At 71.0% G+C, this 24,646-nt stretch carries 23 protein-coding genes; 16 read left to right on the top strand and 7 right to left on the bottom strand.

The window, feature by feature from the left end; all coding sequences use genetic code 11:
• The first annotated feature begins 26 nt into the window (after positions 1–26).
• Positions 27–1,166: a CapA family protein gene (locus ABZT04_RS23245; RefSeq protein WP_356058849.1), complete on the top strand. Its 1,140-nt coding sequence runs from the start codon at positions 27–29 to the stop codon at positions 1,164–1,166.
• Positions 1,167–1,183: 17 nt separating this feature from the next.
• Here the strand turns inward: ABZT04_RS23245 and ABZT04_RS23240 are convergent, their stop codons facing one another.
• Positions 1,184–1,648 carry a MarR family winged helix-turn-helix transcriptional regulator gene (locus ABZT04_RS23240; RefSeq protein ID WP_356058964.1) on the bottom strand — a complete coding sequence of 155 codons (465 nt, stop codon included), beginning with the start codon at positions 1,646–1,648 and terminating at the stop codon, positions 1,184–1,186.
• Positions 1,649–1,726: 78 nt separating this feature from the next.
• Here ABZT04_RS23240 and ABZT04_RS23235 point away from each other — a divergent pair, with 78 nt between their 5' ends.
• Positions 1,727–2,542, top strand: coding sequence for an alpha/beta hydrolase (locus tag ABZT04_RS23235; RefSeq protein ID WP_356058848.1), 816 nt, complete (start codon positions 1,727–1,729; stop codon positions 2,540–2,542).
• Positions 2,543–2,551: 9 nt separating this feature from the next.
• Here ABZT04_RS23235 and ABZT04_RS23230 read toward each other — a convergent pair whose 3' ends face one another.
• On the bottom strand, positions 2,552–3,013 hold the full coding sequence (locus ABZT04_RS23230) for a universal stress protein (protein WP_355911492.1): 462 nt from the start codon (positions 3,011–3,013) through the stop codon (positions 2,552–2,554).
• 90 nt (positions 3,014–3,103) lie between these two features.
• On the opposite strand from ABZT04_RS23230, the gene lysX reads away from it, so the two are divergent.
• Both lysX and ABZT04_RS23220 read left to right on the top strand, forming a co-directional pair.
• Positions 3,104–6,376, top strand: coding sequence for a bifunctional lysylphosphatidylglycerol synthetase/lysine--tRNA ligase LysX (gene lysX, locus ABZT04_RS23225; RefSeq protein WP_356058847.1), 3,273 nt, complete (start codon positions 3,104–3,106; stop codon positions 6,374–6,376).
• Positions 6,377–6,467: 91 nt separating this feature from the next.
• The gene (locus tag ABZT04_RS23220; RefSeq protein WP_356058846.1) at positions 6,468–7,310 is read left to right on the top strand and encodes a polysaccharide deacetylase family protein; all 843 of its coding nucleotides are present in this window, start codon (positions 6,468–6,470) and stop codon (positions 7,308–7,310) included.
• 31 nt (positions 7,311–7,341) lie between these two features.
• Here the strand turns inward: ABZT04_RS23220 and ABZT04_RS23215 are convergent, their stop codons facing one another.
• The gene (locus ABZT04_RS23215) at positions 7,342–8,019 is read right to left on the bottom strand and encodes a class F sortase (RefSeq protein ID WP_356058845.1); all 678 of its coding nucleotides are present in this window, start codon (positions 8,017–8,019) and stop codon (positions 7,342–7,344) included.
• A 332-nt stretch (positions 8,020–8,351) separates the two neighbouring features.
• Between ABZT04_RS23215 and ABZT04_RS23210 the strand changes: the two genes are divergently transcribed.
• The gene (locus ABZT04_RS23210) at positions 8,352–8,858 is read left to right on the top strand and encodes a hypothetical protein (RefSeq protein WP_356058844.1); all 507 of its coding nucleotides are present in this window, start codon (positions 8,352–8,354) and stop codon (positions 8,856–8,858) included.
• A 94-nt stretch (positions 8,859–8,952) separates the two neighbouring features.
• On the opposite strand, the gene ABZT04_RS23205 is transcribed toward ABZT04_RS23210, so the two are convergent.
• The 3 genes from ABZT04_RS23205 to ABZT04_RS23195 form a co-directional block, all read right to left on the bottom strand.
• Positions 8,953–9,501 (bottom strand): hypothetical protein, encoded by a 549-nt coding sequence (locus tag ABZT04_RS23205; RefSeq protein WP_356058842.1) that lies wholly within the window; start codon positions 9,499–9,501, stop codon positions 8,953–8,955.
• 200 nt (positions 9,502–9,701) lie between these two features.
• Entirely contained in the window at positions 9,702–10,466 is a 765-nt protein-coding gene (locus ABZT04_RS23200; RefSeq protein ID WP_356058841.1) for a DUF4239 domain-containing protein, read from the bottom strand.
• Positions 10,467–10,482: 16 nt separating this feature from the next.
• Entirely contained in the window at positions 10,483–11,109 is a 627-nt protein-coding gene (locus ABZT04_RS23195; protein ID WP_356058840.1) for a hypothetical protein, read from the bottom strand.
• A 271-nt stretch (positions 11,110–11,380) separates the two neighbouring features.
• Here ABZT04_RS23195 and ABZT04_RS23190 point away from each other — a divergent pair, with 271 nt between their 5' ends.
• From ABZT04_RS23190 to ABZT04_RS23170, 5 genes are all read left to right on the top strand, one after another.
• Positions 11,381–12,340 (top strand): SCO0930 family lipoprotein, encoded by a 960-nt coding sequence (locus tag ABZT04_RS23190; protein WP_356058839.1) that lies wholly within the window; start codon positions 11,381–11,383, stop codon positions 12,338–12,340.
• 351 nt (positions 12,341–12,691) lie between these two features.
• Positions 12,692–13,504 (top strand): SAM-dependent methyltransferase, encoded by an 813-nt coding sequence (locus ABZT04_RS23185; RefSeq protein WP_356058838.1) that lies wholly within the window; start codon positions 12,692–12,694, stop codon positions 13,502–13,504.
• The gene (locus ABZT04_RS23180) at positions 13,501–15,645 is read left to right on the top strand and encodes an EAL domain-containing protein (protein ID WP_356058836.1); all 2,145 of its coding nucleotides are present in this window, start codon (positions 13,501–13,503) and stop codon (positions 15,643–15,645) included. The genes ABZT04_RS23185 and ABZT04_RS23180 overlap by 4 nt, the downstream gene beginning before the upstream one ends.
• 50 nt (positions 15,646–15,695) lie before the next feature.
• Positions 15,696–16,082, top strand: coding sequence for a DUF4440 domain-containing protein (locus tag ABZT04_RS23175; protein ID WP_356058835.1), 387 nt, complete (start codon positions 15,696–15,698; stop codon positions 16,080–16,082).
• A gap of 31 nt (positions 16,083–16,113) precedes the next feature.
• Positions 16,114–16,893: an oxidoreductase gene (locus ABZT04_RS23170; protein ID WP_356058834.1), complete on the top strand. Its 780-nt coding sequence runs from the start codon at positions 16,114–16,116 to the stop codon at positions 16,891–16,893.
• 116 nt (positions 16,894–17,009) lie between these two features.
• On the opposite strand, the gene ABZT04_RS23165 is transcribed toward ABZT04_RS23170, so the two are convergent.
• A complete protein-coding gene (locus ABZT04_RS23165; RefSeq protein ID WP_356058833.1) occupies positions 17,010–17,891 on the bottom strand; it encodes a LysR substrate-binding domain-containing protein in 882 nt (293 codons plus the stop codon).
• 120 nt (positions 17,892–18,011) lie between these two features.
• On the opposite strand from ABZT04_RS23165, the gene ABZT04_RS23160 reads away from it, so the two are divergent.
• The 6 genes from ABZT04_RS23160 (at position 18,012) to ABZT04_RS23135 (ending at position 24,644) form a co-directional block, all read left to right on the top strand.
• Complete coding sequence (locus ABZT04_RS23160) at positions 18,012–18,683, top strand: succinate dehydrogenase (protein WP_356058963.1); 672 nt, start codon at positions 18,012–18,014, stop codon at positions 18,681–18,683.
• A 1-nt stretch (position 18,684) separates the two neighbouring features.
• On the top strand, positions 18,685–20,637 hold the full coding sequence (locus ABZT04_RS23155; RefSeq protein ID WP_356058831.1) for a fumarate reductase/succinate dehydrogenase flavoprotein subunit: 1,953 nt from the start codon (positions 18,685–18,687) through the stop codon (positions 20,635–20,637).
• The gene (locus ABZT04_RS23150) at positions 20,634–21,383 is read left to right on the top strand and encodes a succinate dehydrogenase/fumarate reductase iron-sulfur subunit (protein ID WP_356058830.1); all 750 of its coding nucleotides are present in this window, start codon (positions 20,634–20,636) and stop codon (positions 21,381–21,383) included. Before ABZT04_RS23155 ends, ABZT04_RS23150 begins: the two co-directional genes overlap by 4 nt.
• A 252-nt stretch (positions 21,384–21,635) precedes the next feature.
• Positions 21,636–22,409 carry a GNAT family N-acyltransferase gene (locus ABZT04_RS23145; RefSeq protein ID WP_356058829.1) on the top strand — a complete coding sequence of 258 codons (774 nt, stop codon included), beginning with the start codon at positions 21,636–21,638 and terminating at the stop codon, positions 22,407–22,409.
• Positions 22,409–23,344: a lysophospholipid acyltransferase family protein gene (locus ABZT04_RS23140; protein ID WP_356058828.1), complete on the top strand. Its 936-nt coding sequence runs from the start codon at positions 22,409–22,411 to the stop codon at positions 23,342–23,344. Before ABZT04_RS23145 ends, ABZT04_RS23140 begins: the two co-directional genes overlap by 1 nt.
• A gap of 130 nt (positions 23,345–23,474) precedes the next feature.
• On the top strand, positions 23,475–24,644 hold the full coding sequence (locus ABZT04_RS23135) for an alanine--tRNA ligase-related protein (protein WP_356058962.1): 1,170 nt from the start codon (positions 23,475–23,477) through the stop codon (positions 24,642–24,644).
• Positions 24,645–24,646: the final 2 nt, after the last annotated feature.

The following is a 24,646-nucleotide window of genomic DNA, read 5'->3' as shown; positions in this document are numbered from 1 at the left end:
AAATATGACCTCAGTGGGGTGAATCGATGATCGCACGCAGACGCCAGGTGGCCATCGCCCTGGCGAGCATTCTCACCGCGGCCGCCGCCTGCCAGGCCCAACACCACGACTCGAAGGCGTCCGGCCGTCCGGCGCCACCCTCCGCCCGCGGCTTCACCCTCGTCGCCGCCGGCGACATCATCCCGCACAGTGCCGTCCTGGACCGCGCCCGATTCGACGCCGGCGGCACCGGCTACGACTTCCGGCCGATGCTCGCCGGTGCTCAACCCGTCGTGTCCCGGGCCGACTTGGCGCTGTGTCACATCGAGACCGTGTTCGGCGACCACACCGGCTCCCCGGCCTTGGACTCCCCGCCCGAGGAGGCCCAGGGCCTCGCCGCGACCGGCTACGACAGTTGCTCCACCGTGTCCGACCACAGCCTGGACGAGGGCGCCCCCGGCATCCAGCGCACCCTCGACACCCTCGACCGGGCGGGCGTACGGCACACGGGAACGGCGCGCACGGAAGCCGAGGCGCGCGCGGTCACCCTGCTGCGCGCCGGTCCGGCGAAGGTCGCCCATCTCGCCTACACCGCCGACACGAGCGGTGTCCCGCTCCCGCAGGGCGACCCCTGGGCGGTGAACCTCGCCGACCCCGCCCGGATCCTCGCCGACGCCCGGGCCGCCCGGCGCGCCGGCGCCGACGTGGTCGTGGTGTCCCTGCGCTGGGGCACACCGGACCTGGACAGACCAGACCCGCGGCAGGTGGCCCTGGCCAGGGAACTCACCGCCGCCCACACCCGCGGACGTCCCGACGTCGACCTGATCCTCGGCACCGCCGGCCACACCCCGCAGGCGTACGAGAAGGTCAACGGCACCTGGGTGGTCTACGGGCTCGGCGACCAGATCACCGGCGAGATGTACGACAACGCCGGCACCCAGGACCTCGGCGGCAACCAGAGCACCCTCGGCCGCTTCACCTTCGTACCGCCCACCCGGCCCGGAGGTCGCTGGGAGGTGGCCAGGGCGGAGTTCGTTCCCCAACTGTTCGACATCGACGCGGGCCGGGTCGTCGACCTGAACCGGGCGATCACCCAGGGCGCCGAACTGACCGGGGACCGCGACCGGATCCGCGAGGTGGTGCTCAGCCGGGGCGCGGCGAAGGACGGGCTGCGGATGGGGAAATAGGGAAGTCTTCTTGGGGCTCAGTCCACGTCGACGTGTGCGAAGGTCGCCAGCATCTGGGTGAGCACCCGTGCGCACGCGCGGACGTCTTCCTCCGTCAGGTCGCCGCCGACCTGCCGCATCAGATAGTGCTCGCGGCCCAGCACATCGGTGATGGTCGAGCGGCCCGTGTCGGTCAGCCGGATCAGCGAAGAGCGCTGGTGCGCGGGGTTCGGGACGCTCTCGACCCAGCCGCGCGCCGCCGCGTCGTTGACCATGCGCTGCACGAACTGCCGGCTCAGTGCCTGGTCGCGGCCCATCTGAGGGACCGTCATGGGCCCGTGCAGGCGCAGCAGGTTCAGGACGGCGCGGACGCCGGCGGACACGCCCTCGACGGGTTCGGCCTGCTCCACCTTGCGCGCCGCGCGCCGGTAGAGGGGGCCGACCAGGTCGAACACCTCGGTGAGGCGGTGGCCGAGTTCGTCCGGGGGCAGGGGGCCGGGCATCGAGGGAGCGGAGTCGTTCACCGGCCCATCATGACACCTGGGTTGCCAAACCCTGTTCAAGATGACACCTTGGTTGTCATGACGGCTGCTTCGAAACTGAGCTTCTTCGCAACTGCCGACGGGGACCTCGCCTACCGTGACGTCGGCACCGGCGCCCCCGTGGTCCTCCTCCACTCCGGCTTCGCCGACCACCGTGTCTTCGACGACCAGATCCCGGCCCTCGCCGACGACTTCCGTGTCATCGCGCCCGACATCCGCGGCCACGGCTTCTCCGCCAACGCGAGCGGGCCGTTCCGCTGGGCCGACGACCTCGCGGCCCTGCTCCACCACCTCGACCTCGGGCCGGCGGTCCTGGTCGGCCTGTGCATGGGCGCGGCCGTCGCCACCGACACCGCGTTGGAACACCCCGAACTGGCCCGCGCGGTGGTGGTCTCCGGCGCCGGCACCAGCGCGTTCGAATACGCCGACCCGGAGCTGCGGGAGCAACAGGTCCGGACCGCGCACCTCCTCGGCGCCGGCGACATCCCGGGCTGGCTCGACCGGTTCGCCCAGGGCGTGGCGGGCCCACATCGCACGGTCGACCAGGTCGAGCCGTCCGTGATCCGACGTCTGCGCGAACTGACCACCCACACGCTCTCCAAGCACACACCCGGCGAGCACAACTGGCTGGTCCCCCTCGACGACCCGTGGTCCCGCGTCCCCAAGCTCGACGTCCCGGTGCTGGCCATCCACGGCGCGCTCGACTGGCCCGACAGCCTCGCCATGGCCGACCGCCTCGTCCACACGGTCCCGAACGGCCGCTCCACGACCATGGAGGGCGTCGGCCACTACCCGAACATGGAGCAGCCGGACCAGTTCAACGAGATCCTCAGGGAGTTCCTCGACTCCCTGTGACCGTGAGTGCTAGGGCACCACCGTCACCGGCCACCGCCCCGCCTTCACCAACCGCACCGCGACGGAGCCGATGATCCGGTGGCCGGCCTGTTCGGAGGCGCCGACGATGACCGCGTCGGCCTTGAGCTCGTCGGCGGCCTTCACCAGGCCGCCGTAGGGGTCGCCGCGGAACGTGTGGAATTCCCAGCGGATGTCGAATATCCCCTTCACACGCTCGGTCTCGCTGCGGATCTGGGCGACGAGGTTCTCGGCGATCTCGTCGGTCGTGTCCGCGACCGGCGCCCCCATGGCCGCCCCGGCCGCCAGCACCGGCTGCACGTACACCAGGGCGAGCAGCGCGCGCTGACGCCGGGCCAGACCCGCGGCATAGGCCGCGGCCCGCAGCGAGGACTCCGAACCGTCCACCCCGGCCACGATGACCTTCGGCCCGTCCGTGCCCCGCTCGAACTGAGTTGAGTGCTGTTCCGTCACGGCTGTGAGGCTATCGGAACCCGCTGGTAGCGAAGCCGCCCGGGAGTTCTCGACGGGCGCGCGGCCCGCCCTGTTCCTACAGTCGGAACCATGACTGCCACCGTGGAGGCCCCCGGGTCCAAGGACACCAAGGGGCCGGTACGGCCGCCCGGGCACGGCCTCCTCGGCAGGGTGCCGGAGGGTTTCGCCACCTTCTTCGGCGCCCTCGGCCTGCTGTGCGTCCTGCTGGCGTTCATCGCCCCGCTGCGCCGCGTGCTGCGCCCGGTCGTCCGCTTCCTCGACCTGCTGATCGTCCCGGTCAGCGCCAACCTCGCCTACGCCGTCTTCCTGTTCCTGCTGGCCGCCGCGACCGCCGCCCGCAAGAAGATCGCCTGGTGGCTGGTGGTCGTCTACCTCGGCCTGCTGGTCCTGACGGACGTCCTCGGCGTGGCCGTCGGGCTCTACGCCCAGTCGTTGCCGTCCCTCATCGTGTGCGCCCTGCTGCTGGTCCTGCTGATCGTGGCCCGCGGGCAGTTCTACGCCGCCTCCCGCCGCGCCGCCGTCCGCCGCGCCCTCGCCGTGCTGTTCGCCGGACTCGCCGTCGCGATCCTGGCGGGCTGGGGTCTGGTCTCCCTGTTCCCCGGCACCCTGCCCGAGAGCCAGCACCTCGGCTGGGCCGCCGACCGGGTCTGCGGCGGTCTGGTCTCCGGCCGCTCCTTCGACGGGCGCCCGCCCCACGCCCTGTTCTTCCTGCTCGGCCTCTTCGGCGCGCTCGCCCTCCTCAACGCGGCCACCGTCCTCTTCCGCTCCCAACGCCTCGAAGCGGCCCTGCACGGCGACGAGGAGGCCCGCATCCGCGCCCTCCTGAAGGCCTACGGCGGCCAGGACTCCCTCGGCTACTTCGCCACCCGGCGCGACAAGGCCGTCGTCTTCTCGCCCAGCGGCAAGGCCGCCGTCACCTACCGCGTCGAGGCCGGCGTCTGCCTCGCCAGCGGCGACCCGGTCGGCGACCGCGAGGCCTGGCCGCACGCGATCGCCGCCTGGCTGGACCTGGCCCGCCGCTACGCCTGGGCGCCCGCCGTGATGGGCGCCTCCGAGGACGGCGCCAAGGCCTTCGCCCGCGCCGGACTCGGCGCCCTCCAACTCGGCGACGAGGCCATCCTCCAGGTCGCCGACTTCGACCTCGCAGGACGCGACATGCGCGTCACCCGCCAGGCCGTCGGCCGCGTCCGCCGCGCCGGCGCCACCTGCCGCATCCGCCGCCACGCCACCCTCACCGACACGGAGATGGAAGAGGTCGTCGACCGCGCCGACGCCTGGCGCGACACCGAGACCGAACGTGGTTTCTCCATGGCCCTGGACCGCCTCGGCGACCCGGCCGACGGCGACTGCCTCCTCGTGGAGGCACTCGGCGAGGACGGCAAACTCCTCGCCCTGCTCTCCCTCGTCCCCTGGGGCACCGACGGCGTCTCCCTCGACCTGATGCGTCGCGACCGCACCGCTCCCAACGGCGTCATGGAGTTCATGGTCGCCGAACTCTGCGCCGCCGCCCCGAAGTTGGGCGTCCACCGCGTCTCCCTCAACTTCGCCGTGTTCCGCTCGGCCTTCGAGGAGGGCGCCCGCATCGGCGCCGGCCCGGTACTCCGCCTCTGGCGCCGCCTCCTGCTGTTCTTCTCCAAGTGGTGGCAGCTGGAGGCCCTTTACCGCTCCAACGCCAAGTACCACCCCGAGTGGTACCCCCGCTTCATCTGCTACGGCGAGACCGCCTCCCTGGCCCGCATCAGCCTCGCCTCCGGCATCGCCGAGGGCTTCGTCTCCGTGCCGTCGCTGCGCACCCTCTGGGGAAAGGGGCGCCCGAGAAGCGGACCGCGACCGGCGACCACCGCGGGCCTGCCGTCCCTGTCGGCGCTCGGCCTCGACGGCGGGGACGAGGCCGACGGCCCGGACACCGGACTGCCCGAACAGGTCCGCGTCCGGCACCACAAACTCGACCGCCTGCGCGCCTCCGGCACCGACCCCTATCCGGTCGGTACTCCACAGCGCACCCACACCCTCGGCGAGATCCGCCCCGGCGAGCAGGTCACCGTCGCCGGCCGGGTCATGCGCGTCCGCGACCTCGGCGGCATCGTCTTCGTGACCCTCCGCGACTGGTCCGGCGACCACCAACTCGCCCTCACCCGGGCCGAGTCGGGCCCCGCCCTCGACCGCTTCACCGCCGACAGCGACATCGGCGACCACATCACCGCCACCGGTCGCGCGGGCACCAGCGACACGGGCGAGCCCACCGTCTTCGTCACCACCTGGCAGCTCACCGGCAAGTGCCTGCGCCCCCTGCCCGACAAGCACCGCGGACTGACCGACCCCGAGGCCAAGGTCCGCATGCGCTACCTCGACCTGGTCGCGAGCCCCGCCGCCCGCGACGTGGTCCGCGCCCGCTCCACCGCCGTACAGGCCCTGCGCCAGGGCCTGTTGGAGCGTGGCTACCTGGAGGTCGAGACCCCGATGCTCCAGCAGATCCACGGCGGCGCCAACGCCCGCCCCTTCACCACCCACATCAACGCCTACGACCTCGACCTGTATCTGCGCATCGCCCCGGAGCTGTACCTCAAGCGCCTCTGCGTCGGCGGCATGGAGAAGGTCTTCGAGATGGGCCGCACCTTCCGCAACGAGGGCGTCTCCTACAAGCACAACCCCGAGTTCACGATGCTGGAGGCCTACCAGGCGTACGCCGACTACGACGCGATGCTCGACCTCGCCCGCGAACTGATCCAGGGTGCCGCGACCGCCGCCTTCGGCTCCGCCGTCGCCCGCAAGGACGGCCAGGAGTACGACATCTCCGGGCCCTGGCCGGTCAAGACGGTCTACGGCGCGATCTCCGAGGCCCTGGGGGAGGAGGTCGGCGCCGACACGGAACTGGCCCGCCTGCACCTGCTGTGCGACCGCGCGAAGGTGCCCTACACGGCCGACGACGGCCGCGGCGACGTCGTCCTGGAGATGTACGAACGGCTGGTGGAGGAACCGACCCGGCTGCCCACCTTCTACAAGGACTTCCCGACCGACGTCTCCCCGCTCACCCGCCAGCACCGCACCGACCCGCGGCTCGCCGAACGCTGGGACCTCGTCGCCTTCGGCACCGAACTCGGCACCGCCTACTCCGAACTCACCGACCCCGTCGAACAGCGCCGCCGTCTCACCGCCCAGTCCCTGCTCGCCGCCGGGGGAGACCCCGAGGCGATGGAACTCGACGAGGACTTCCTCGACGCCCTCGAATACGCGATGCCGCCCACCGGAGGACTCGGCATCGGCGTCGACCGACTCGTCATGTTCCTCACCGGCCTGACGATCCGTGAGACCCTGCCCTTCCCCCTCGTCCGGCGCCGCTGAGCGCGTCCACGCTGGGCCGGGCGGGTGTTTTCCTGCCGCCGCTCCGGTGTTGCCGTGGGGCGGCGGTGCCCGTCCGGGCGACTGATGACTCATGAAGAAGGATCAGTCGCTCACGCGCCGACGAGCCCTGCTCGCCGGCGCCGCCGCCGTCGGGGCGGCCGGCACCGCCGGCCTGATGTACTCCGGACTCTCGGACGGCGCCCCCGCCCGGTCCGCCGCCCCCGCCGCAGGACCCCCGGCGCGGCAGCCCGCGCTCAAGCCCTCCACCTACCGCCTCCAACCGGTGGCCGGATACAGCGCACCCCACCACGCCCCCGCCCGTGTCCCGGTGCGGCACGAACCCTTCCTGCGCATGTCCGGACGCGGCAACACCATGGTCCTGACCTTCGACGACGGACCCGACCCCCGCTACACCCCGCACATCCTGGACACCCTCGCCGAGTACGACGTGCGCGCCACGTTCTTCGTGTGCGGCGAGATGGCCGACTGGAACCGGGACCTGCTGGCCCGGATGTCCGACGAGGGCCACATCGTCGGCAACCACACATGGTCCCACCCCCTGCTCACGAAGCTGACCCGAGGTCAGATCCGCTCCGAGATGGAACGCACCAGCGACGTCATCGAGGACGCCTACGGGGCACGCCCCCAGTGGTTCCGCGCGCCCTACGGCGCCTGGAACCGGGCCGCCTTCCAACTCGGCTCCGAGATGGGCATGGAGCCGCTCGCCTGGACCGTCGACACCCTCGACTGGGACACCCCCGGCACCCGCCACATCGTCAACGCGGTCGAGGACGGCGCCGCCCCCGGCGTCGTGGTGCTCTCGCACGACGCCGGGGGCGACCGTTCACAGAGTGTGCGGGCGCTGCGCGAATATCTGCCGCACCTGCTCGACTCCGGCTACCACATGACGCTGCCGCGCCGCCGCACCACCTGACGGGCTTGCGCCCGCCCGGTCGGGGAGACGCTCAGCGGACCTCGACCAGGCGGGCGAAGACGACGACATTCCCGTCGTAGCCGTGCTGCTTCGAGAAACCGCCTCCGCAGGTGATGACGCGCAGTTCCGGAGTTCCCTTGGAACCGTAGACGCGGTCGCCGGGGAAGTTGCTCTTCTCGAAGACCTCGATGCCGTAGATCTCGAATACGGCCGTCTTTCCGTCCTGGCGCTCGACCTCGACGCGATTTCCCTTCTTGAGGGCCCCGAGTCCGTAGAACACGGCGGGGCCCATTTTGTTGTCGACATGGCCGACGACGACCGCCGTGCCCTTTTCGCCGGGCGAGACGGCGCCGGTGAACCAGCCGGCCAGGTTCGGGTCCTCCGGCGGCGGCGCACCGACCCAGCCGTCCGCGTCCAGGCCCACCGGCATGACCGGGGCGTCGACCCGGATCGCCGGAATCCTGATCCGGTCGGCGACGGAGTACGGCAGCGGGGCCGGGGCCGGGGCCTTGTCGATGGTGCTGTGGCTGGTCCGGGCGTCCGCGGCGGCCGCCGTCGCCGGCTGGGGCGGCCCCACATCGAACTCTCCCGAACCATTCCGAATGAGCGCGAGGCCGGTCAGCAGAACAAGCGCTATCACTCCCCACGGGGCGCGCTTCTTCTGCCGCTCCTCCTCTTCTGCAAGCTCGGACAGCTCGGACGCAGACATTCGCCATCCCCTCTCGACGCGGCCGTCGCCCCGTCAATCGCGCATACGAGAACGCTAAGTCGCGAATGCGGAACCGGCGACGGGGAGAGCGCGAACGGGTGGCGCGGACATCCTCACGTGCGCCATACGAGTTGCCGCGCACAGGAATTTTCTGACGGTCCGTGACCTGCGGCAATATCCGATTGTGCGGTTTTCCCTCGGCGTGTCCGCTCACCAGGACGGACCATTCTCGAAATGCGGGCGCGTGCACGGCATCTGAGGGTCTGTCTGGGAGGCGTTTTCTCGCCGATCGACCGGGGACGGGTCCCGGGGCGCCTTCCGCGGAGGATGACATGCGTACTACTCGTGCCCTGGTCGCCGCCGGTGCCGCGGTGGCCGTCCTGGGGCTCGCCGCCCCAGCGGCCGTCGCGGACGGCATGGGCGCCAGCCCCAGCAACATTCTCGCCCTGCCCAGCGTGATCGCCCGCGGCGGACAGCTCACCGTCACGGTCGACGGCTGCTTCAGCGGCGGCAACGCCATGGCCACCTCGCCGGGGTTCGAACGCCCCGCCAACCTCTCCCTGCTCGGCGGCTCCGGTACGACGTCCAGCGGAACGGCCAGGATCAGCAGGTCGGCGACGCCCGGCTCGTACAGCATCACGGTCCGCTGCTCCAACGGTTCCTCGCTGACCCGTGACCACGCCTACACCGTCATCGGCGGTGTCCGCGGCGGTCTCGGTGGCAGCAACGCCACCGGGGCGACCCCGACCGACATGGCGATCGGCGGCGGTCTGGTCGCCGCGGCCGTCGTGGGCGGCGGGGTGTTCTGGGTGCGCCGCCGCACCGAGCGCGGCATCTGACCTCCTCCCCTTCGGAGGTCAGGACGCACGTGACAGGCCTTCGCCCCGGACCCTTTCGGGTTCCGGGGCGAAGGCCTGTCCGGTGGTGGTGCGGTCAGGCGCCGTCCTCTCCGGTGCGGCGGCGCGAGAAGTGGTACGCCGCCCCCACCGAGCCGGTGATGAGGGCCGCGCCGATGCCGAGTTCCTTGAGGTCGAAGCCGGCGATGCTGCCGCCCTCACCGGCGTGGACCCCTCGGGGCATCTGGTGTGCCGGCTGGAGCGGCTCGATGTCGTGGTTCGTACGGCCGGACGCGATGGTCAGACTCGTGGAGCCGCTCTCGCCGCCACACGTGAACGTCACCTCGTACACCGCGCCCGGTCTGGCGTCCCAGTCGACCATCGCCGTCGCCGAGGACTGGCCGTGCGGGATCCTGACCGTGTCGAACACGCCGGAGGAGACCGTGGCGGAGCCCCTGCAGCCGCCGTTGTCGCGGTCGAGCCGCAGGGTCACCTGGCCGCCCGCCGCGATCGTCGAGGGCAGGACGCTGAAGCCGAACGGCGTGATGTTGTGGTTGCCGTCGCCCTTCGCGACGGCGGCCGGTGCGGAGAAGGCGAGGGCGCTGATGCCCAGCAGTGCGGCCGAGGCGACGCGTATCGCGCGCATGGTGATTCCTCCGGGTCCCCGAGGAGCAGCCGCGGACCTTTTCCGCTGGCGCCGTAAATGCACCTCGATGTCCGAAACGCTAGGAACATGTGTGCGCGCCCGCGATCCCAGTCGTGCGAATGGGGCAACTGTGTGGGCCGAGCGGGGGACGGCCGCGGCGCGGCGGACGTCCCCCGGCGAGCGGCTCGGGTGAGGGGCCGTCAGTCCTTGATGTGCGGGAAGAGGTTCAGGAACGGCTGTGCCGACGCCGTGATGCCACGGCTGTAGGGCGCGTCGAAGTCCCAGATCAGGAACAGCAGGAAGGCGATCAGCGCCGAGAACAGCCCGGCCAGGACCAGTTCCCGTGTCGTACGCCGGATCTGGAGCGCGAAGACCATGCCGATGGTGATCACGGCCCCGGCGAGCAGCCCGAACCACACCACCGACGGCATGGTCGCCCCGGTCGAGTTCGAACGAGCGCTGCGCGCCTGGTCCACGGCGGCCACCTGGTCGACGAGCGGCTGGTAGGCCTGCGCCTGGAAGTCCGTCTTCGGCTGGTAGCCGGTGACGTCCTGGCGGATGCGTTCGAGGAGGTCGGTGCCGCGCTGGGTGAGCTTCTCGTGGTCGGCCATCGTCTTCCACTCGACGTGGACCACCTGTGAGACGTAGGCGTCGACATCGGCCCGGACACGGTCGCGTTCGTCCGCCGGGTAGGCCCGGACCCGCTCCGAGATCTCGTGCAGCGCCTGCGCCTCCGCCTGCACATGGTCCTGGGCGGCGCTGCGGGCCTCCCAGACACCGGCGATCGCCAGGCCCAGGACGATGGCGTACACCACGCCGATCCACATCGTCATGTACTCGATGACGTCCGGGGTGTCGCCGGGATCCTCGTCCTCGGACGCGGTGCGCTCGCGCAGGAAGGTGATGACGACGACCACGGCGCAGGCCGCCACCATCGCGATGACGAGAACAAGCCATTCCGACAAGGGGTTCCTCCGGGGGTCAGCGCGGACGCAGCGCGGCGATGGCGACCACCGCGGGCAGGGTGATGAGCAGGACGTAGACGACCGGCGGCGTCCGGGTGGTGGCGGGCCGCGGGCGCGGTTGGGCGTGGTACTTCGGATAACTCACCGGGGTCACCGAGGGATGCGGGCGCGGCTCGGGTCCCGGTGCGGGCGGTGGCGGGGTGGGCGCCGGAGGGGTCGGTGTGGGCGTGGGCGGCGGGGTCGGCCGGGGAAGCGCGGCCGCGTGGGTCGGGCGCGGCGCCGGTGCGGGCGGCGGCGGCACGGGTTTCGGCGTGGGCCGCGGCTTCGGGGTCGGTTTCGGTGTCGGCTTCGGGGTGGGGGTGGGCTTCGGCGGGGGAGACGGTGTCGGCTCCGGCGGTGGCGGGGTGGGTGTCGGTGAGGGGCAGGGCGGCGGTGGGGTCGGCTTCGGGCAGACCGGGGGAGTCGGCCAGGAGCCGCCGCCGGCGACCGCCACCGCCTCCGTGCCGTCCGGGCCCGTGGAGGCGTACGCGCAGGCGTCGGCCGCTGCCACGCCCGCCGGTGCGCCCGCCAGCAGCCAGGTCAGCGTCACCAGGGCCAACACCCTTGCGGCGAGGGCGGTTCGGGTCGGTTCGGGTCCATGCACGACGGAGATCATGAGGCCTCGCGCGGCCGCGCGTGCCGGGGCGCGGAGGGATTGCCCCGAACGAGTGGAAGGCACGGCGCGACGGTTTGACGATCCGACCGTCGTCCATGGCCGGATGCGCACGCACAGGCGAAATGGCGCGACCGGGTCACAGGGGTCGGAAAGAAATTTGTGCGGCGGTTGAACACTTCCGTGGTCCGCACCCGTACCTAGGACCGTGCGGCGGCACAGACGGGCGCTGCAACATCCAGGTGATTATGGGGAGTTGACGATGAAGACCTCCTGGCGGAGCGCCTCACTCGCGGCGACGGCCGTGTCCGTCATGGCGTTGACGGCGGCGTGCGGTTCGGAGAACGTGACCACGCCCTCCTCTGCGGCACAGAACGTCGGTGCCACCGCGGCGGCCGGAGGTTACGGCAGCGTCGGTGCGACGGCCAGTGCCAGCACCGGCGCGGCCAACGGCTACGGAGCCGACGGCCAGCAGGCCGCGGCCGCCGAGCCCGCCGGCCAGTTGACCGTTGCCAACAACCCCGACCTCGGCAAGGTGTTGAGCGACGGTGCCGGTCTCACCCTCTACCGTTTCGACGCCGACACGGCCAATCCGCCCAAGTCGAACTGCGACGGCGACTGCGCCACCGCCTGGCCGCCGGTCCCCGCGAACGACGCCACGGCCGGTGCCGGTATCGACAAGTCCCTCCTCGGCGAGGTGACCCGCACGGACGGCACCAAGCAGCTGACCATCGGCGGCTGGCCGGCCTACCGCTACGCCAAGGACGTCAACGCCGGAGACGTCAACGGCCAGGGCGTGGGCGGCAAGTGGTACGCGCTCGCCCCCGACGGCAAGAAGGCGACCCTCGCCTCGCTGCCCGGTCTCTCCGTCCGCAAGGACGCCAAGCTCGGCGACATCGTCGTCGACAAGAACGGCCACACGGTCTACCGCTTCCTGAAGGACAAGGCGTGGCCGAAGTCGGTGTCGAACTGCCTCGGCGCCTGCGCGGAGAAGTGGCCGGCCGTCGGCATCGTCTCGGCCAACGACACCAAGGGCGTACAGAAGAAGGGCCTCATGGGCTTCACCCGCTCCGACGGCGTCAAGCAGATGACCGTCAACTGCTGGCCCATCTACACCTTCTCCGGTGACACGGCCGCCGGACAGACCAACGGTCAGGGCGTGGGCGGCACTTGGTACGCCGTCTCCCCCGAAGGAAAGCCGGTCGGCGCGCCCGCGGAGTAGCGAGAACCTCCCCAGGGTTGATCGCCCCCGCCCACTCGGCAACGGAAACGCGGAAGGGAGGGACGCGGGCAAGCGAGAAGAGTGCCGAACGAACAACAGCAGCGCGCGCGACCCCCGGTCCGCCCCCTCCGCACCGCACGGAGGGGGCGGACCCCTTCGCGTATCCGGCACAGCGATTCCGGCATTCTCCGCGCTTCTGCGCATGTCTCCGCGTGTCCCCGCACGTCAATTCGGCACGTGCCGCAGGCAGTGACCGGGAACGGATGGTCAATTTCCGTTTCCGCTCGTTCTTTTGGCGGGCGATCAGTAGCCTCAGCTCGAACACCGGATCGCCTACGCCTGGAGAGATACATGGAGCGTCCCGCCTGGGCACCACGGAGCATCGACATCTCGGTGCCGAGCGTTTCGCGTATCTACGACTACTACCTGGGCGGTTCGCACAACTTCGAGGTCGACCGGGAAGCGGCCCGCAAGGCCATGGAGTTCCTGCCGGGACTCCCCAAGATCATGCAGGCGAACCGGGCGTTCATGCGCCGCGCCGTACGATTCGCGGCCGCCGAGGGCATCACCCAGTTCCTCGACATCGGCTCCGGAATCCCCACCTTCGGAAACGTCCACGAGGTGGCCCAGGAGGCCAGCCCCGGCGCCCATGTCGTCTACGTCGACCACGACCCGGTGGCGGTCGCCCACAGCCAGGTTGTCCTCGCGGGCAACCCGACCGCGGACGTCGTCGCCGCCGACCTCCGCAAGCCCCAGGAGATCCTGGCCAGCGCCCAGGTCCGTCAACTCATCGACCTGAACCGGCCAGTGGCGTTACTTCTCGTTGCCATACTGCACTTCGTGGAAGACGCGGACGACCCCTACGGAGCGGTGGCGCAGCTGCGCGAGGCACTCGCGCCCGGCAGCCTGCTGATCCTCACCCATGCCTCGTACGAGGGCATCCCGCTGCCACCGGAGCGGGCGGAGGGCGCGGTCGACGTGTACAAGGACATCCGCAATCCGCTGATCATGCGCTCGCGCGAGGAGATCGCGCGGTTCTTCGAGGGGTACGACATGGTGGAACCCGGACTGGTGCCGATGCCGGACTGGCGGCCGGACACCGCACGGGAGGACGAGGATCCGTACTCCTTCTCCGGATTCGCCGGCGTAGGACGCACGGCGTGACCGCGGAGCCGGACGGGCCGGAGGACAGACTGCGCAGGTTCGCGACCATCTGGAGCCGGGCGGTGTTCCCGGCGACCTCGACGTCGCTGACCCGGCCGGAGTTCGAGGAGCTGCTGCTACCGCTGGCACGCCGGTTGAGCGAGGCGCTGCGGGCCAGGACCTTCGAGGCCGAAGAGGGCAAGGCGGTCGGCGGCGCACTCGTCGCCGCGCACTGCACCGACCCCGACGCCCTCAGCCGCGCCCTGGAGTGCGTCGATGCCTACCTGGTGCTCTACTGCGGCGGCGACGGCCCCCAGGAGGACCTGCGGATCCGCTCGGCCCGTCTCCAGCATGCGATGGCCGCCGGTTTCGCCCAGGAGCTGCGCGAGCGCACCCTGGCCGAGCAGGAGGCCATCTCGGTGGCCGCACTCCAGGCCCAGGGCGTGGTCGCGCAGGCCCTGCACGCGACCGAGGCCCGCTTCCGCGCGGTCTTCGAGGGCGCGGCCATAGGAATCGGCATGGCCGACCTCGACGGCAACATCCTCCAGGTCAACGGCGCGCTGCTGCGCATGTTCGGCGTCACCGAGCAGACCATGGGCGGCCGCAACGTCCGTGAGTGGACCCACCCCGAGGACGCGCCCCAGACGTGGACGCTCTACGACGAACTCGTCCGCGGCGAGCGCGAGCACTACCACGTCGAGAAGGCGTTCTACCGCCCTGACGGAACGGTCCTGTGGACCAACCTCACGGTCTCCCTGCTGCGCGACGCCGACGGCAACCCGCAGTACCAGCTCGCCCTCATGGAGGACACCACCGAGCGGCGCCTCCTCAACCTGCGGCTGCGCTACGAGGCGACGCACGACGCCCTCACCGGCCTGCCCAACCGCACCCTGTTCTTCGAACGCCTGGAGAAGGCGCTCGGCGCGGGCGACAACCAGCGCTTCGGCCTGTGCTACCTCGACCTCGACGGCTTCAAGACCATCAACGACAGCCTCGGCCACGCGGCCGGCGACCGGCTGCTCGTCGAGGTCGCCGACCGGCTGCAGTCCTGCGCGACGGCGCCCGGCGAGATGGTCGCCCGGCTCGGCGGCGACGAGTTCGTGGCGCTGACCACCGGCCCCGACACCGAGCGCGAGGTCGACGAACTCGCCGGCCGCATCATGAACGCGCTGATCACCCCGGTCAGCATCGACGGCCGCGACCTCACCGTGCGCGGCTCCATCGGCATCGTCGAGGGCCCGGCCGGCGAGCGCGGCCCGGCCGAGGTGCTGCGCAGCGCCGACATCACCATGTACCGGGCCAAGTCGGCGGGCGGCAACCGCTTCGAACTCGCCGACCCGGAGGCCGACGCCCGCGCGATCACCCGGCACGGCCTGACCACGGCGCTCCCGGCGGCCCTGGACCGGAACGAGTTCTTCATCGAGTACCAGCCGCTGGTCCACCTCGGCGACGGCAGCGTGCGCGGCGCCGAGGCGCTCGTCCGCTGGCTGCACCCGCAGCACGGAGTGCTCGGCCCCGACCGGTTCATCCCGCTCGCGGAACACACCGGCCTGATCGTGCCGCTCGGCCGCTGGGTCCTGGAGCAGTCCGTCCGGCAGGCCAAGCAGTGGCAGGAACGACACGGCGGCAACGACGCCACCGGCCCACTGCGCATCAACGTCAACCTCTCGCCCTGCCAGCTCAGCCACCCCGGCCTGGTGCAGGACACCGTCGACATCCTGGAGCGCACGGGCGTCAACCCCGACGCGCTCTGCCTGGAGGTCACCGAGTCGGCCCTGATCGGTGCCGACGACGACCTCCTCAAACCACTGCGCCGACTGGCCGAGATGGGTGTCGATATCGCCCTCGACGACTTCGGCACCGGCTACTCCAACCTCGCCAACCTCCGCCGCCTGCCCGTGAGCATCCTCAAACTGGACCGCTCCTTCACCCAGGGCATGCAGCAGTTCCCGGCCGACCCCGTCGACCTCAAGATCGTCGAGGGCATCGTCTCCCTCGCCCACAGCCTGAACCTCGCGGTCACCGTGGAGGGCGTCGAGACCGGAGCCCAGGCCGAGCAACTCCGCATACTGGGCTGCGACACGGCCCAGGGCTGGTACTACGCCCGCCCCGGCCCACCGGAACGGCTGCACGAGCTGGCGCTGGTGGACGCGACGGGGTGAGGCGGTAATCCGCTTGCGCGGGGTCCGGAGGCGGGCGTGATCATGTGCGGGTGACTGACGAATCCGACGTTGTGAACGCGGTGATCGCGGGCGAGTTGGCCCTCCTCGACCCCGCCGTGCGCGCCTCCCGCGCCGAGATCGTGCGCCTGCTCGACCCCGAGTTCGTGGAGGTCGGCTGCTCGGGCCGCCGTTACACGTACGACGACATGGTGGCCTGGCTGCCCGACCACGCGGGCAGCACGGCCGACGGTCCGCGCTACGACCCCTCGGCCATGACGGGTGTCGTCCTGGCCCCGGGCCTGGTGCAGATCCGGTACGAGACGGTGTTCGACGGCAGCCGTGCCCGCCGCACCTCCCTGTGGCGCAAGCGCGACGAGGAGACGGGCTGGCGGATGTTCTACCACCAGGGGACGCTGGTGCCGCCGGACATCGACTGAGGTGAACCGCGACGCGAAGGAGCTGGGCTCGATGAGCACCGAACTGCAGGGCCGCACGGCAGTCGTGACGGGCGCGAGCAAGGGCATCGGACTGGCCGTCGTGACGGCGCTGGCCGGAGCGGGCGCGACCGTCGTCGCCGGATCCCGCACCACCACCGAGGAACTGGACGCGCTGGCAAAGGAGTTCCCGGTCACCTGGGTGCCGGTCGACCTCGCCGAACCCGCCGCGGCCGAGCGCCTGATCGCGGCGGCGGACGGGCGCGTCGACGTCCTGGTGAACAACGTCGGTACGGCCCCGCCCCGCACCGGCGGCTTCCTGTCCGTGACCGACGACGACTGGCAGCGCACCCTCGACCTGAACCTCCTCACGGCGGTCCGCGTCACCCGCGCCGCCCTGCCACTGATGCTGGCCGCCGGCCGGGGCTCCGTGATCACGATCGGCTCGGTCAACGCCACCCTCCCGGACCCGCTGGTCATCGACTACAGCGCGGGCAAGGCCGCCCTGGTCGCCTTCTCCAAGGCCCTCTCCAAGGAGGTCGGCCCGAAGGGCATCCGCGTCAACACCGTCAGCCCCGGCCCGGTCGAGACGGAGCTGTGGCTCGGCGGCGGGGGAGTGGCGGAGACGGTCTCGGCGGCCACCGGCATCACTCCCGCCGAGGTCGCGTCCCGGGCCGCAGCCGCCATGGTCACCGGCCGCTTCTCCAAGCCCACCGAGATCGCCGACGTGGTCCTCTTCCTCGCCGGCGACCGGGCGGCGAACCTCACGGGCAGCGATCTGGTGATCGACGGGGGGTTCATTCCGACCTGGTGAATCGGCCGGGCGTCGACGGGTGCTGAACTCCCGGACGAGAACGCCTGGTCGACACTCCTCCCAGAGCCTCCGCCGCAACCGGCGTCCGCACCACCGTCCCGCCCTCTGCGAGAGGCTCACCTTTCCAACAACATCCGCTGCAACTCCCTGGCCGCCCGAGGCGGAGCCACATCGCTGCGGTGGGCCAGCGCGATCGTCCGGTGCAGGCCCGGCCGGGCCAGGGAGGTCACTCGTAGCCCGCGCCCGGACTTCGTAGCCACCATGCGCGGTACGACGGCCACGCCGAGCCCCGCTCGCACGAAGCCCAGCACCGCGTCCATCTCGCCGCCCTCCACCGCGAAGTCCGGTTCGAAGCCCTCGGCGCGGCAGGCGGCGACGGTCAGTTCGCGTAGGTCGTAGCCGTGGCGGAACATCACCAGGCGTTCGCCCTCCAGGTCGGCGATCCGGACCGTCCGGCCGCGGCCCGGTGCGGGTGCCTCCGGTGAGGACACGACGACGAGGTCCTCGCGCAGCAGTTCCACCGTGGTGAGCGCGGGTGACGGAGTGGGGAGCGGCAGGACCACCAGGGCGAGGTCCAGGGCGCCGCGCGCCAGTTCCCGGACGAGGTCGTGTGAACCGCCCTCCTCGATGAGGAGTCGGATGCCCGGATAGCGGTCGTGGAAGGCGCGCAGTACGTCCGGCAGCAGGCCCGTGCACAGGCTCGGGGTCGCGCCCAGGCGGACCCGGCCGCTGCGGAGCTGGACCAGCTCCAGGACCTCGTGCCGGGCCGTGTCCGCGTCGGCCAGGATGCGCCGGGCCAGCGGCAGCAGCGCCTCGCCCGCGTCCGTGAGCGTGATGTTGCCCCGGGCCCGCAGGAACAGATCCGCGCCCAACTCCCGCTCCAGCGCCTTGATCTGCTGGGACAACGACGGCTGCGCGACATGGACCAGATCGGCGGCCCGGGTGAAGTGCCGGGTCTCGGCGACGGCCACGAAGTACTGGAGCTGCTGGAACTGCATTCACCCACGATAGCCGTAGCCTATGGAATCCAGGCAGACCATGTCTTGGACCGATCGGCCTCCGGGCGCCTAACGTCCCTAGACATGGCTCTGGCAACGCGGACGGACCGACGGCCGTCGATGGCACGCACCGTGTGGGACAGCTCCGTCGGCAAGAAGACAGTGATGGCGGTCAGCGGCCTGATCATGCTGCTGTACCTGGTCGTCCACATGATCGGCAACCTGAAGATCTTCTTCGGCGCGGGCGAGTTCAACCACTACGCCCATTGGCTGCGCACGGTCGGCGAGCCGTTCATGCACTACGAGTGGACGCTCTGGCTGATCCGGATCGTCCTCGTCGTCGCCGTGGTCGCGCACGCCGTTTCCGCGTACCAGCTCAGCCGCCGCGACATCAAGGCGCGCCCCAGCAAGTATGTGCACAGGAAACCCCGGGCGAGCTACGCGACCCGCACCATGCGCTGGGGCGGCGTCATCCTCGCCCTGTTCATCGTCTGGCACATCCTCGACCTGACGACCGGCACCGTGCACTCCGGCGGTTTCCAGGCGGGCCACCCGTACCAGAACGTCGTGGACACCTTCTCCACCTGGTACGGCGACGTCATCTACATCGTCGCGATGCTCGCCCTCGGCCTGCACGTCCGGCACGGCTTCTGGAGCGCGGCCCAGACCCTCGGCGCGGGCAGCCGCAGCCGCGACCGCGCCCTGAAGACCACCGCCAATGTCCTCGCGCTGCTGCTCACGGCCGGCTTCATCGCCGTACCCGTGGGCGTCATGACCGGAGTGGTGAGCTGAAATGACCCTTGAATACGCGGAGTTCACCACCGGGGAACCCGTCACCGACACCAAGGCCCCCACCGGCCCGATCAACGAGCGCTGGGACACCCGCCGTTTCGAGGCGAAACTCGTCAACCCCGCCAACCGGCGCAAACACACGGTGATCGTCGTCGGCACCGGCCTCGCGGGCGGCTCGGCCGGCGCCACGCTCGCCGAACAGGGCTACCACGTCGTCCAGTTCTGCTACCAGGACTCCCCGCGCCGCGCCCACTCGATCGCCGCCCAGGGCGGCATCAACGCGGCGAAGAACTACCGCAACGACGGCGACTCCGTCCACCGTCTCTTCTACGACACCGTCAAGGGCGGCGACTTCAGGGCCCGCGAGTCCAACGTCCACCGGCTGGCGCAGATCTCCGTCGAGATCATCGACCAGTGCGTGGCGCAGGGCGTGCCCTTCGCCCGCGAGTACGGCGGCCTGCTCGACACCCGGTCGTTCGGCGGTGTGCAGGTCTCCCGGACCTTCTACGCCCGCGGCCAGACCGGACAGCAACTCCTCCTCGGCGCCTACCAGGCGCTGTCCCGCCAGATCGCCGCCGGGAACATCGAGATGCACCCGCGCACCGAGATGCTCGACCTGATCGTCATCGACGGGAAAGCGCGCGGGATCGTCGCCCGGGATCTCGTCACCGGTCGTATCGACACCTACTTCGCGGACGCCGTCGTCCTCGCCAGCGGCGGCTACGGCAACGTCTTCTACCTGTCGACGAACGCCATGAACTCCAACGCCACCGCCGTCTGGCGGGCCCACCGGCGCGGCGCCCTCTTCGCCAACCCGTGCTTCACCCAGATCCATCCGACCTGCATCCCGCGCACCGGCGACCACCAGTCCAAGCTGACCCTGATGAGCGAGTCGCTGCGCAACGACGGCCGGATCTGGGTGCCGAAGGCCAAGGGCGACCAGCGTCCGGCGCACCAGATCCCCGAGGACGAGCGCGACTACTACCTGGAGCGCATCTACCCCTCCTTCGGCAACCTGGTGCCCCGCGACATCGCCTCCCGCGCCGCCAAGAACGTGTGCGACGAGGGGCGTGGGGTCGGCCCCGGCGGGCAGGGCGTCTACCTCGACTTCGCCGACGCCATCCGGCGGATGGGCCGCAAGGCCGTCGAGGAGAAGTACGGCAACCTCTTCGACATGTACGCCCGGATCACCGCCGAGGACCCGTACACGGTCCCGATGCGGATCTATCCCGCCGTGCACTACACGATGGGCGGCCTCTGGGTCGACTACGACCTCCAGACCACGATCCCCGGCCTGTTCGCGATCGGTGAGGCCAACTTCTCCGACCACGGCGCCAACCGGCTCGGCGCCTCCGCGCTGATGCAGGGCCTCGCCGACGGCTACTTCGTGCTCCCGGCGACGATCAACGACTACCTCGCCCGGCATCCCGGACATCAGGACATCACCGCCGAACACCCCGCCGTACAGGAGGTGTTGGCCGAGACCGAGGATCGTCTCCACCTCCTCCTCTCCGTCGACGGTGACCGCACCCCCGACTCCTTCCACCGTGAAGTCGGCGAACTCATGTGGGAGTTCTGCGGCATGGCCCGCACCGACAGCGGACTGCGCAAGGCGCTGGAACGCATCCCGCAGATCCGCGAGGAGTTCTGGCGACGCATCAAAGTCCCGGGCACCGGCGAGGAGTTCAACCAGTCGCTGGAGAAGGCGAACCGCGTCGTCGACTACCTCGAACTCGCCGAGCTGATGTGCCTCGACGCACTCCACCGCGCCGAGTCCTGCGGCGGTCACTTCCGTGAGGAGTCGCAGACCCCGGACGGCGAAGCGGCGCGCAGGGACGAGGAGTTCTCGTACGCCGCCGCCTGGGAGTTCACCGGCACGGGCTCATCTCCCGTGCTGCACAAGGAAGACCTGGTCTTCGAGTACGTCCACCCCACTCAGCGGAGCTACGCATGAAGCTCACCCTGCGCGTCTGGCGGCAGAAGAACGCCGACGCCGAGGGCGCCATGTCCACCTACCAAGTGGACGGAATCTCCACGGACATGTCGTTCCTGGAGATGCTCGACACCCTCAACGAGGAACTCATCCTCAAGGGCGAGGACCCCGTCGCCTTCGACCACGACTGCCGCGAGGGCATCTGCGGCGCGTGCAGCCTGGTCATCAACGGCGACGCGCACGGCCCCGAGCGCACCACCACCTGCCAGTTGCACATGCGGTCCTTCGCGGACGGCGACACGATCGACATCGAACCCTGGCGTGCCTCCGCCTTCCCCGTCGTCAAGGACCTCGTGGTCGACCGCTCGGCCTTCGACCGCATCATCCAGGCCGGCGGCTACATCACCGCCCCGACCGGCGCCGCACCCGAGGCCCACGCCACCCCCGTGCCCAAACCGGACGCCGACTTCGCCTTCGAGCACGCCGAGTGCATCGGCTGCGGGGCCTGCGTGGCCGCGTGTCCCAACGGCGCGGCGATGCTGTTCACCTCCGCCAAGATCAACCACCTCAATGTCCTCCCACAAGGGGCCCCCGAGCGCGAGACCCGCGTCCTCGACATGGTCACGCAGATGGACGACGAGGGCTTCGGCGGCTGCACCCTCGCCGGCGAATGCGCCACCGCCTGCCCTAAGGGCATCCCGCTGGTCTCCATCACCGCGATGAACAAGGAGTGGCTGCGCGCCACCCGCAAGGCCGCCAAGCGCTGAACTCCCGCATCAACTCCCTTACGGGAGAAGGACGTTCGCCGACAAGGTGCGGACGGGTGGGACCGGGAGTGGTGCTCATCCCCGGTCCCGCCAGGCACCCCGAGGCGGGTCCGCCGTTCAGCAACCCCACATCCCGCCTCCGGGCACAGGTCACGCGCAGGACGCCCGGCGTAGGAAGAACTGTTGCGGCTGGACTTACGGAACCGGCCAGCTTGTTCCTCCCCCGTCCCCGGCCCGTGATCAGGGAGAGCCATGACCGGCGTTTCCACCCTCGACCGTCCCTCGCAGCCCGCCGCGCCGACCCGCTACACCGTCACGCTCGCCCGCGACGAGGACGAGGTGCGTGCCGCGCAGCGGCTGCGGCACGACGTCTTCGCCGGGGAGATGGGCGCCCACCTCTCCAGCCCGCAGCCCGGCCTGGACGTGGACGCCTTCGACGCCTACTGCGACCACCTCCTCGTCCGCGACACGGTCACCGGGCAGGTGGTCGGCACCTACCGGCTGCTGCCGCCCGAGCGCTCCGCGGTCGCCGGACGGCTCTACTCGGAGAGCGAGTTCGACCTCGCCCCCCTCGACTCGATCCGCCCGGGCCTCGTCGAGGTCGGCCGCTCCTGCGTCCACCCCGGCCACCGCGACGGCACCGTCATCGGCCTGATCTGGGCCGGCATCGCCCGCTACATGGTGGACCGCGGCCACGAGTGGCTGGCCGGCTGCTGCTCGATCCCCCTGGCCGACGGCGGCGCACTCGCGGCCGGCACCTGGGACCGGGTGAGCGCCAAGCACCTGGCTCCCGAGGAGTTCCGGGTACGCCCGCTGCTCCCCTGGAGCGCGGACGGCGTCACCCGCCCCACCGGCCGCGTCGAACTCCCGCCGCTGCTGCGCGGATACGTCCGCCTCGGCGCCTGGGTCTGCGGCGAGCCCGCCCGCGACCCGGACTTCGGGGTCGCCGACCTGTACGTGCTGCTGTCGATGCGCCGGGTCAACCCGCGCTATCTGCGGCACTTCCTCTCGCTCGTCCCGGCCTGATGAGCGTCTGGCTGCCCAGCGCACCCTGCACCCCCAGGGCGTGCATCGAGTCGACGGGGTCCGTCACGGCGATACCGCGCGCCGTGCTGCGATTCGTGGCCGTCCTGGTCGTGGTGGCCGTCGGGGCCGCCCTCACCCCCATCGGCGGGCGCGTCCCGGCCCGCGCGGTGCGCTGGTGGTGCCGCACGATCGTCCGTACCGCCGGCATCCGGCTCCGTATCACCGGCACCACCACACCCACCGGTGGGCTGCTGCTGGTCGCCAACCACATCTCGTGGCTGGACATCCCGCTCATGGCCGCCGTACGCCCCGCCCGGATGCTGGCCAAGGCCGAGATCCGGAACTGGCCCGTGGCCGGGACGCTCACCGCGGGCAGCGGCGCCCTGTTCATCGACCGCGACCGGCTGCGCGCCCTGCCCGAGACGGTCGCCTCCATCGCGGGCGCCCTGCGCGCAGGCGGAGCGGTCGCCGTCTTCCCCGAGGGCAGCACCTGGTGCGGCCGAGCCCAGGGACACTTCCGGCGGGCCGTCTTCCAGGCCGCGCTGGACGCCGGAGTGCCCGTCCAACCGATCGGCCTGCACTACCTGACCGACGGCGGCACGGCCAGCACCGCACCCGCCTTCGTCGGCAGCGACTCGCTGCTCACCTCGGTGTGGCGGGTGGTGTCGACGCGTGGACTGGTCGCCGAGGTCGAGGTGGGGGAGGCCATAGCGCCCGGCAGCCACCCCGACCGCCGCTCCCTCGCGTACGCGGCACAGGCCGGGGCGTGGGGACAGGCCCGGCACTCGGACCACTGCACCTCGGTGGCCCCGGCTCCGGTGAAAATCCGCAGGACGGCGCGGAGGCGTCCTGTTAGCGTGGCGTCCATGAGGATCATCAGGCACACCGGCACCGCGACCGCGCGAGCGACCAGCTCGCCGGCTGCCGACGCCTGACTCCACCCACCTCTCCCGGCGGCCGGAAACGGACCGCCGGGACGTGTCGTTTCCAGCCCCTTCGCAGGCTTCCCCGCGGTCCCTTCCGGTCGTCCCCCGGACCCGAAGGACCACCGCCATGAACACGAACATCAACACTGACGTTGTCGTCCGCACCTTCCTCGACTTCTACCGCGAACGCGGCCACCGGCCGATCACCGGCAGCACACTCCTGCCACCGCCCTCGGACCCGGTCCTCTTCACCACCTCGGGCATGCACCCCCTCACGCCGTACCTCCAGGGCCGCCCGCATCCACAAGGGCGACGCCTGGTGAACGTCCAGCGCTGTCTGCGCACCACCGACCTCGACGAGGTCGGCGACCTCACCCACCTCACCGTCTTCGAGATGCTCGGATCATGGTCGTTGGGCGACTACGACCACCCGCAGAGCCTGCGCTGGGGCTACGACCTGTTGCGCGACGGCTTCGGCATCCCGCCCGAGAGGCTGTACGTCACGGTCTTCGGCGGCGACGATCAGCTCGGCCCCGATCTCGAATCGCTGCACACCTGGCGGGAGTTGGGCCTGCCCGTCGAGTCCACCCGGGACGAGAACTGGTGGTCCAACGGACCGGTCGGACCGTGCGGCCCCGACTCCGAGATCTTCGTCTGGACCGGCGGGACAGTGCCTGAGGGCACGCCCACGACCGATTCGCGCTGGGTGGAGATCTGGAACCACGTGCACCTGCGGTACGAACGCGGTGAGGACGGCGGCCTGGATCCCTCGCGGCAGATCGGCGTCGACACGGGGATGGGGCTGGAGCGGCTCGTGTCCGTTCTCCAGGGGCGGCGGTCGGTCTATGAGACGGACCTGTTCGAGCCGTGGATGAGGACGGTGCCCGTCCTGTGGGACCTCGACGAGCGTTCGACGCGGGTGGTCTGCGACCATCTGCGGTCGAGCGTGGTCGTCCTGGGGGACGGGGTACGGCCGACCAACACCGGCCGTGGGTATGTGCTGCGGCGGTTGATCCGTCGGCTGCTCACCGTGCTGCGCCGGGACGACGACTCGCGCACGGTGTCCGACCTGCCGGTGGAACCCGTCGAGCACACGCTCGACCACTTCCGACAGTCGCCGGACACGGGCACGGTCCGTGAGGTGCTGCTGGACGAGGAGCGGCGGTTCACCCAACTCCTCGAACGGGGGCGGCGGGTGTTGTCGAGGCCGGAGTTCCGGGGCCCGCTGCGCGAGGAGGACTACCACTACCTGCACGACACCCACGGGCTGCCACGTGAACTGGTCGCCGGGCTGGTGAACGAGAAGTAGGA

Source organism: Streptomyces sp. NPDC005492 (assembly GCF_040605995.1).
Taxonomy (GTDB): domain Bacteria; phylum Actinomycetota; class Actinomycetes; order Streptomycetales; family Streptomycetaceae; genus Streptomyces.
The sequence above is the reverse complement of the archived record's forward strand: the minus strand, read 5'-3'. Positions and strand labels throughout refer to the sequence as shown.

Excerpts from the sequence above, each read along its gene's own strand:
- ABZT04_RS23155 (WP_356058831.1), top strand. The coding sequence starts at position 18,685 with ATGACCCTTGAATACGCGGAGTTCACCACCGGGGAACCCGTCACCGAC.
- ABZT04_RS23235 (WP_356058848.1), top strand. The coding sequence starts at position 1,727 with ATGACGGCTGCTTCGAAACTGAGCTTCTTCGCAACTGCCGACGGGGAC.
- ABZT04_RS23215 (WP_356058845.1), bottom strand. The coding sequence starts at position 8,019 with ATGTCTGCGTCCGAGCTGTCCGAGCTTGCAGAAGAGGAGGAGCGGCAG.
- ABZT04_RS23150 (WP_356058830.1), top strand. The coding sequence starts at position 20,634 with ATGAAGCTCACCCTGCGCGTCTGGCGGCAGAAGAACGCCGACGCCGAG.
- ABZT04_RS23190 (WP_356058839.1), top strand. The coding sequence starts at position 11,381 with ATGAAGACCTCCTGGCGGAGCGCCTCACTCGCGGCGACGGCCGTGTCC.
- ABZT04_RS23140 (WP_356058828.1), top strand. The coding sequence starts at position 22,409 with ATGAGCGTCTGGCTGCCCAGCGCACCCTGCACCCCCAGGGCGTGCATC.
- lysX (WP_356058847.1), top strand. The coding sequence starts at position 3,104 with ATGACTGCCACCGTGGAGGCCCCCGGGTCCAAGGACACCAAGGGGCCG.
- ABZT04_RS23170 (WP_356058834.1), top strand. The coding sequence starts at position 16,114 with ATGAGCACCGAACTGCAGGGCCGCACGGCAGTCGTGACGGGCGCGAGC.
- ABZT04_RS23245 (WP_356058849.1), top strand. The coding sequence starts at position 27 with ATGATCGCACGCAGACGCCAGGTGGCCATCGCCCTGGCGAGCATTCTC.
- ABZT04_RS23185 (WP_356058838.1), top strand. The coding sequence starts at position 12,692 with ATGGAGCGTCCCGCCTGGGCACCACGGAGCATCGACATCTCGGTGCCG.
- ABZT04_RS23145 (WP_356058829.1), top strand. The coding sequence starts at position 21,636 with ATGACCGGCGTTTCCACCCTCGACCGTCCCTCGCAGCCCGCCGCGCCG.
- ABZT04_RS23160 (WP_356058963.1), top strand. The coding sequence starts at position 18,012 with ATGGCACGCACCGTGTGGGACAGCTCCGTCGGCAAGAAGACAGTGATG.
- ABZT04_RS23210 (WP_356058844.1), top strand. The coding sequence starts at position 8,352 with ATGCGTACTACTCGTGCCCTGGTCGCCGCCGGTGCCGCGGTGGCCGTC.
- ABZT04_RS23220 (WP_356058846.1), top strand. The coding sequence starts at position 6,468 with ATGAAGAAGGATCAGTCGCTCACGCGCCGACGAGCCCTGCTCGCCGGC.
- ABZT04_RS23240 (WP_356058964.1), bottom strand. The coding sequence starts at position 1,648 with ATGCCCGGCCCCCTGCCCCCGGACGAACTCGGCCACCGCCTCACCGAG.
- ABZT04_RS23165 (WP_356058833.1), bottom strand. The coding sequence starts at position 17,891 with ATGCAGTTCCAGCAGCTCCAGTACTTCGTGGCCGTCGCCGAGACCCGG.
- ABZT04_RS23205 (WP_356058842.1), bottom strand. The coding sequence starts at position 9,501 with ATGCGCGCGATACGCGTCGCCTCGGCCGCACTGCTGGGCATCAGCGCC.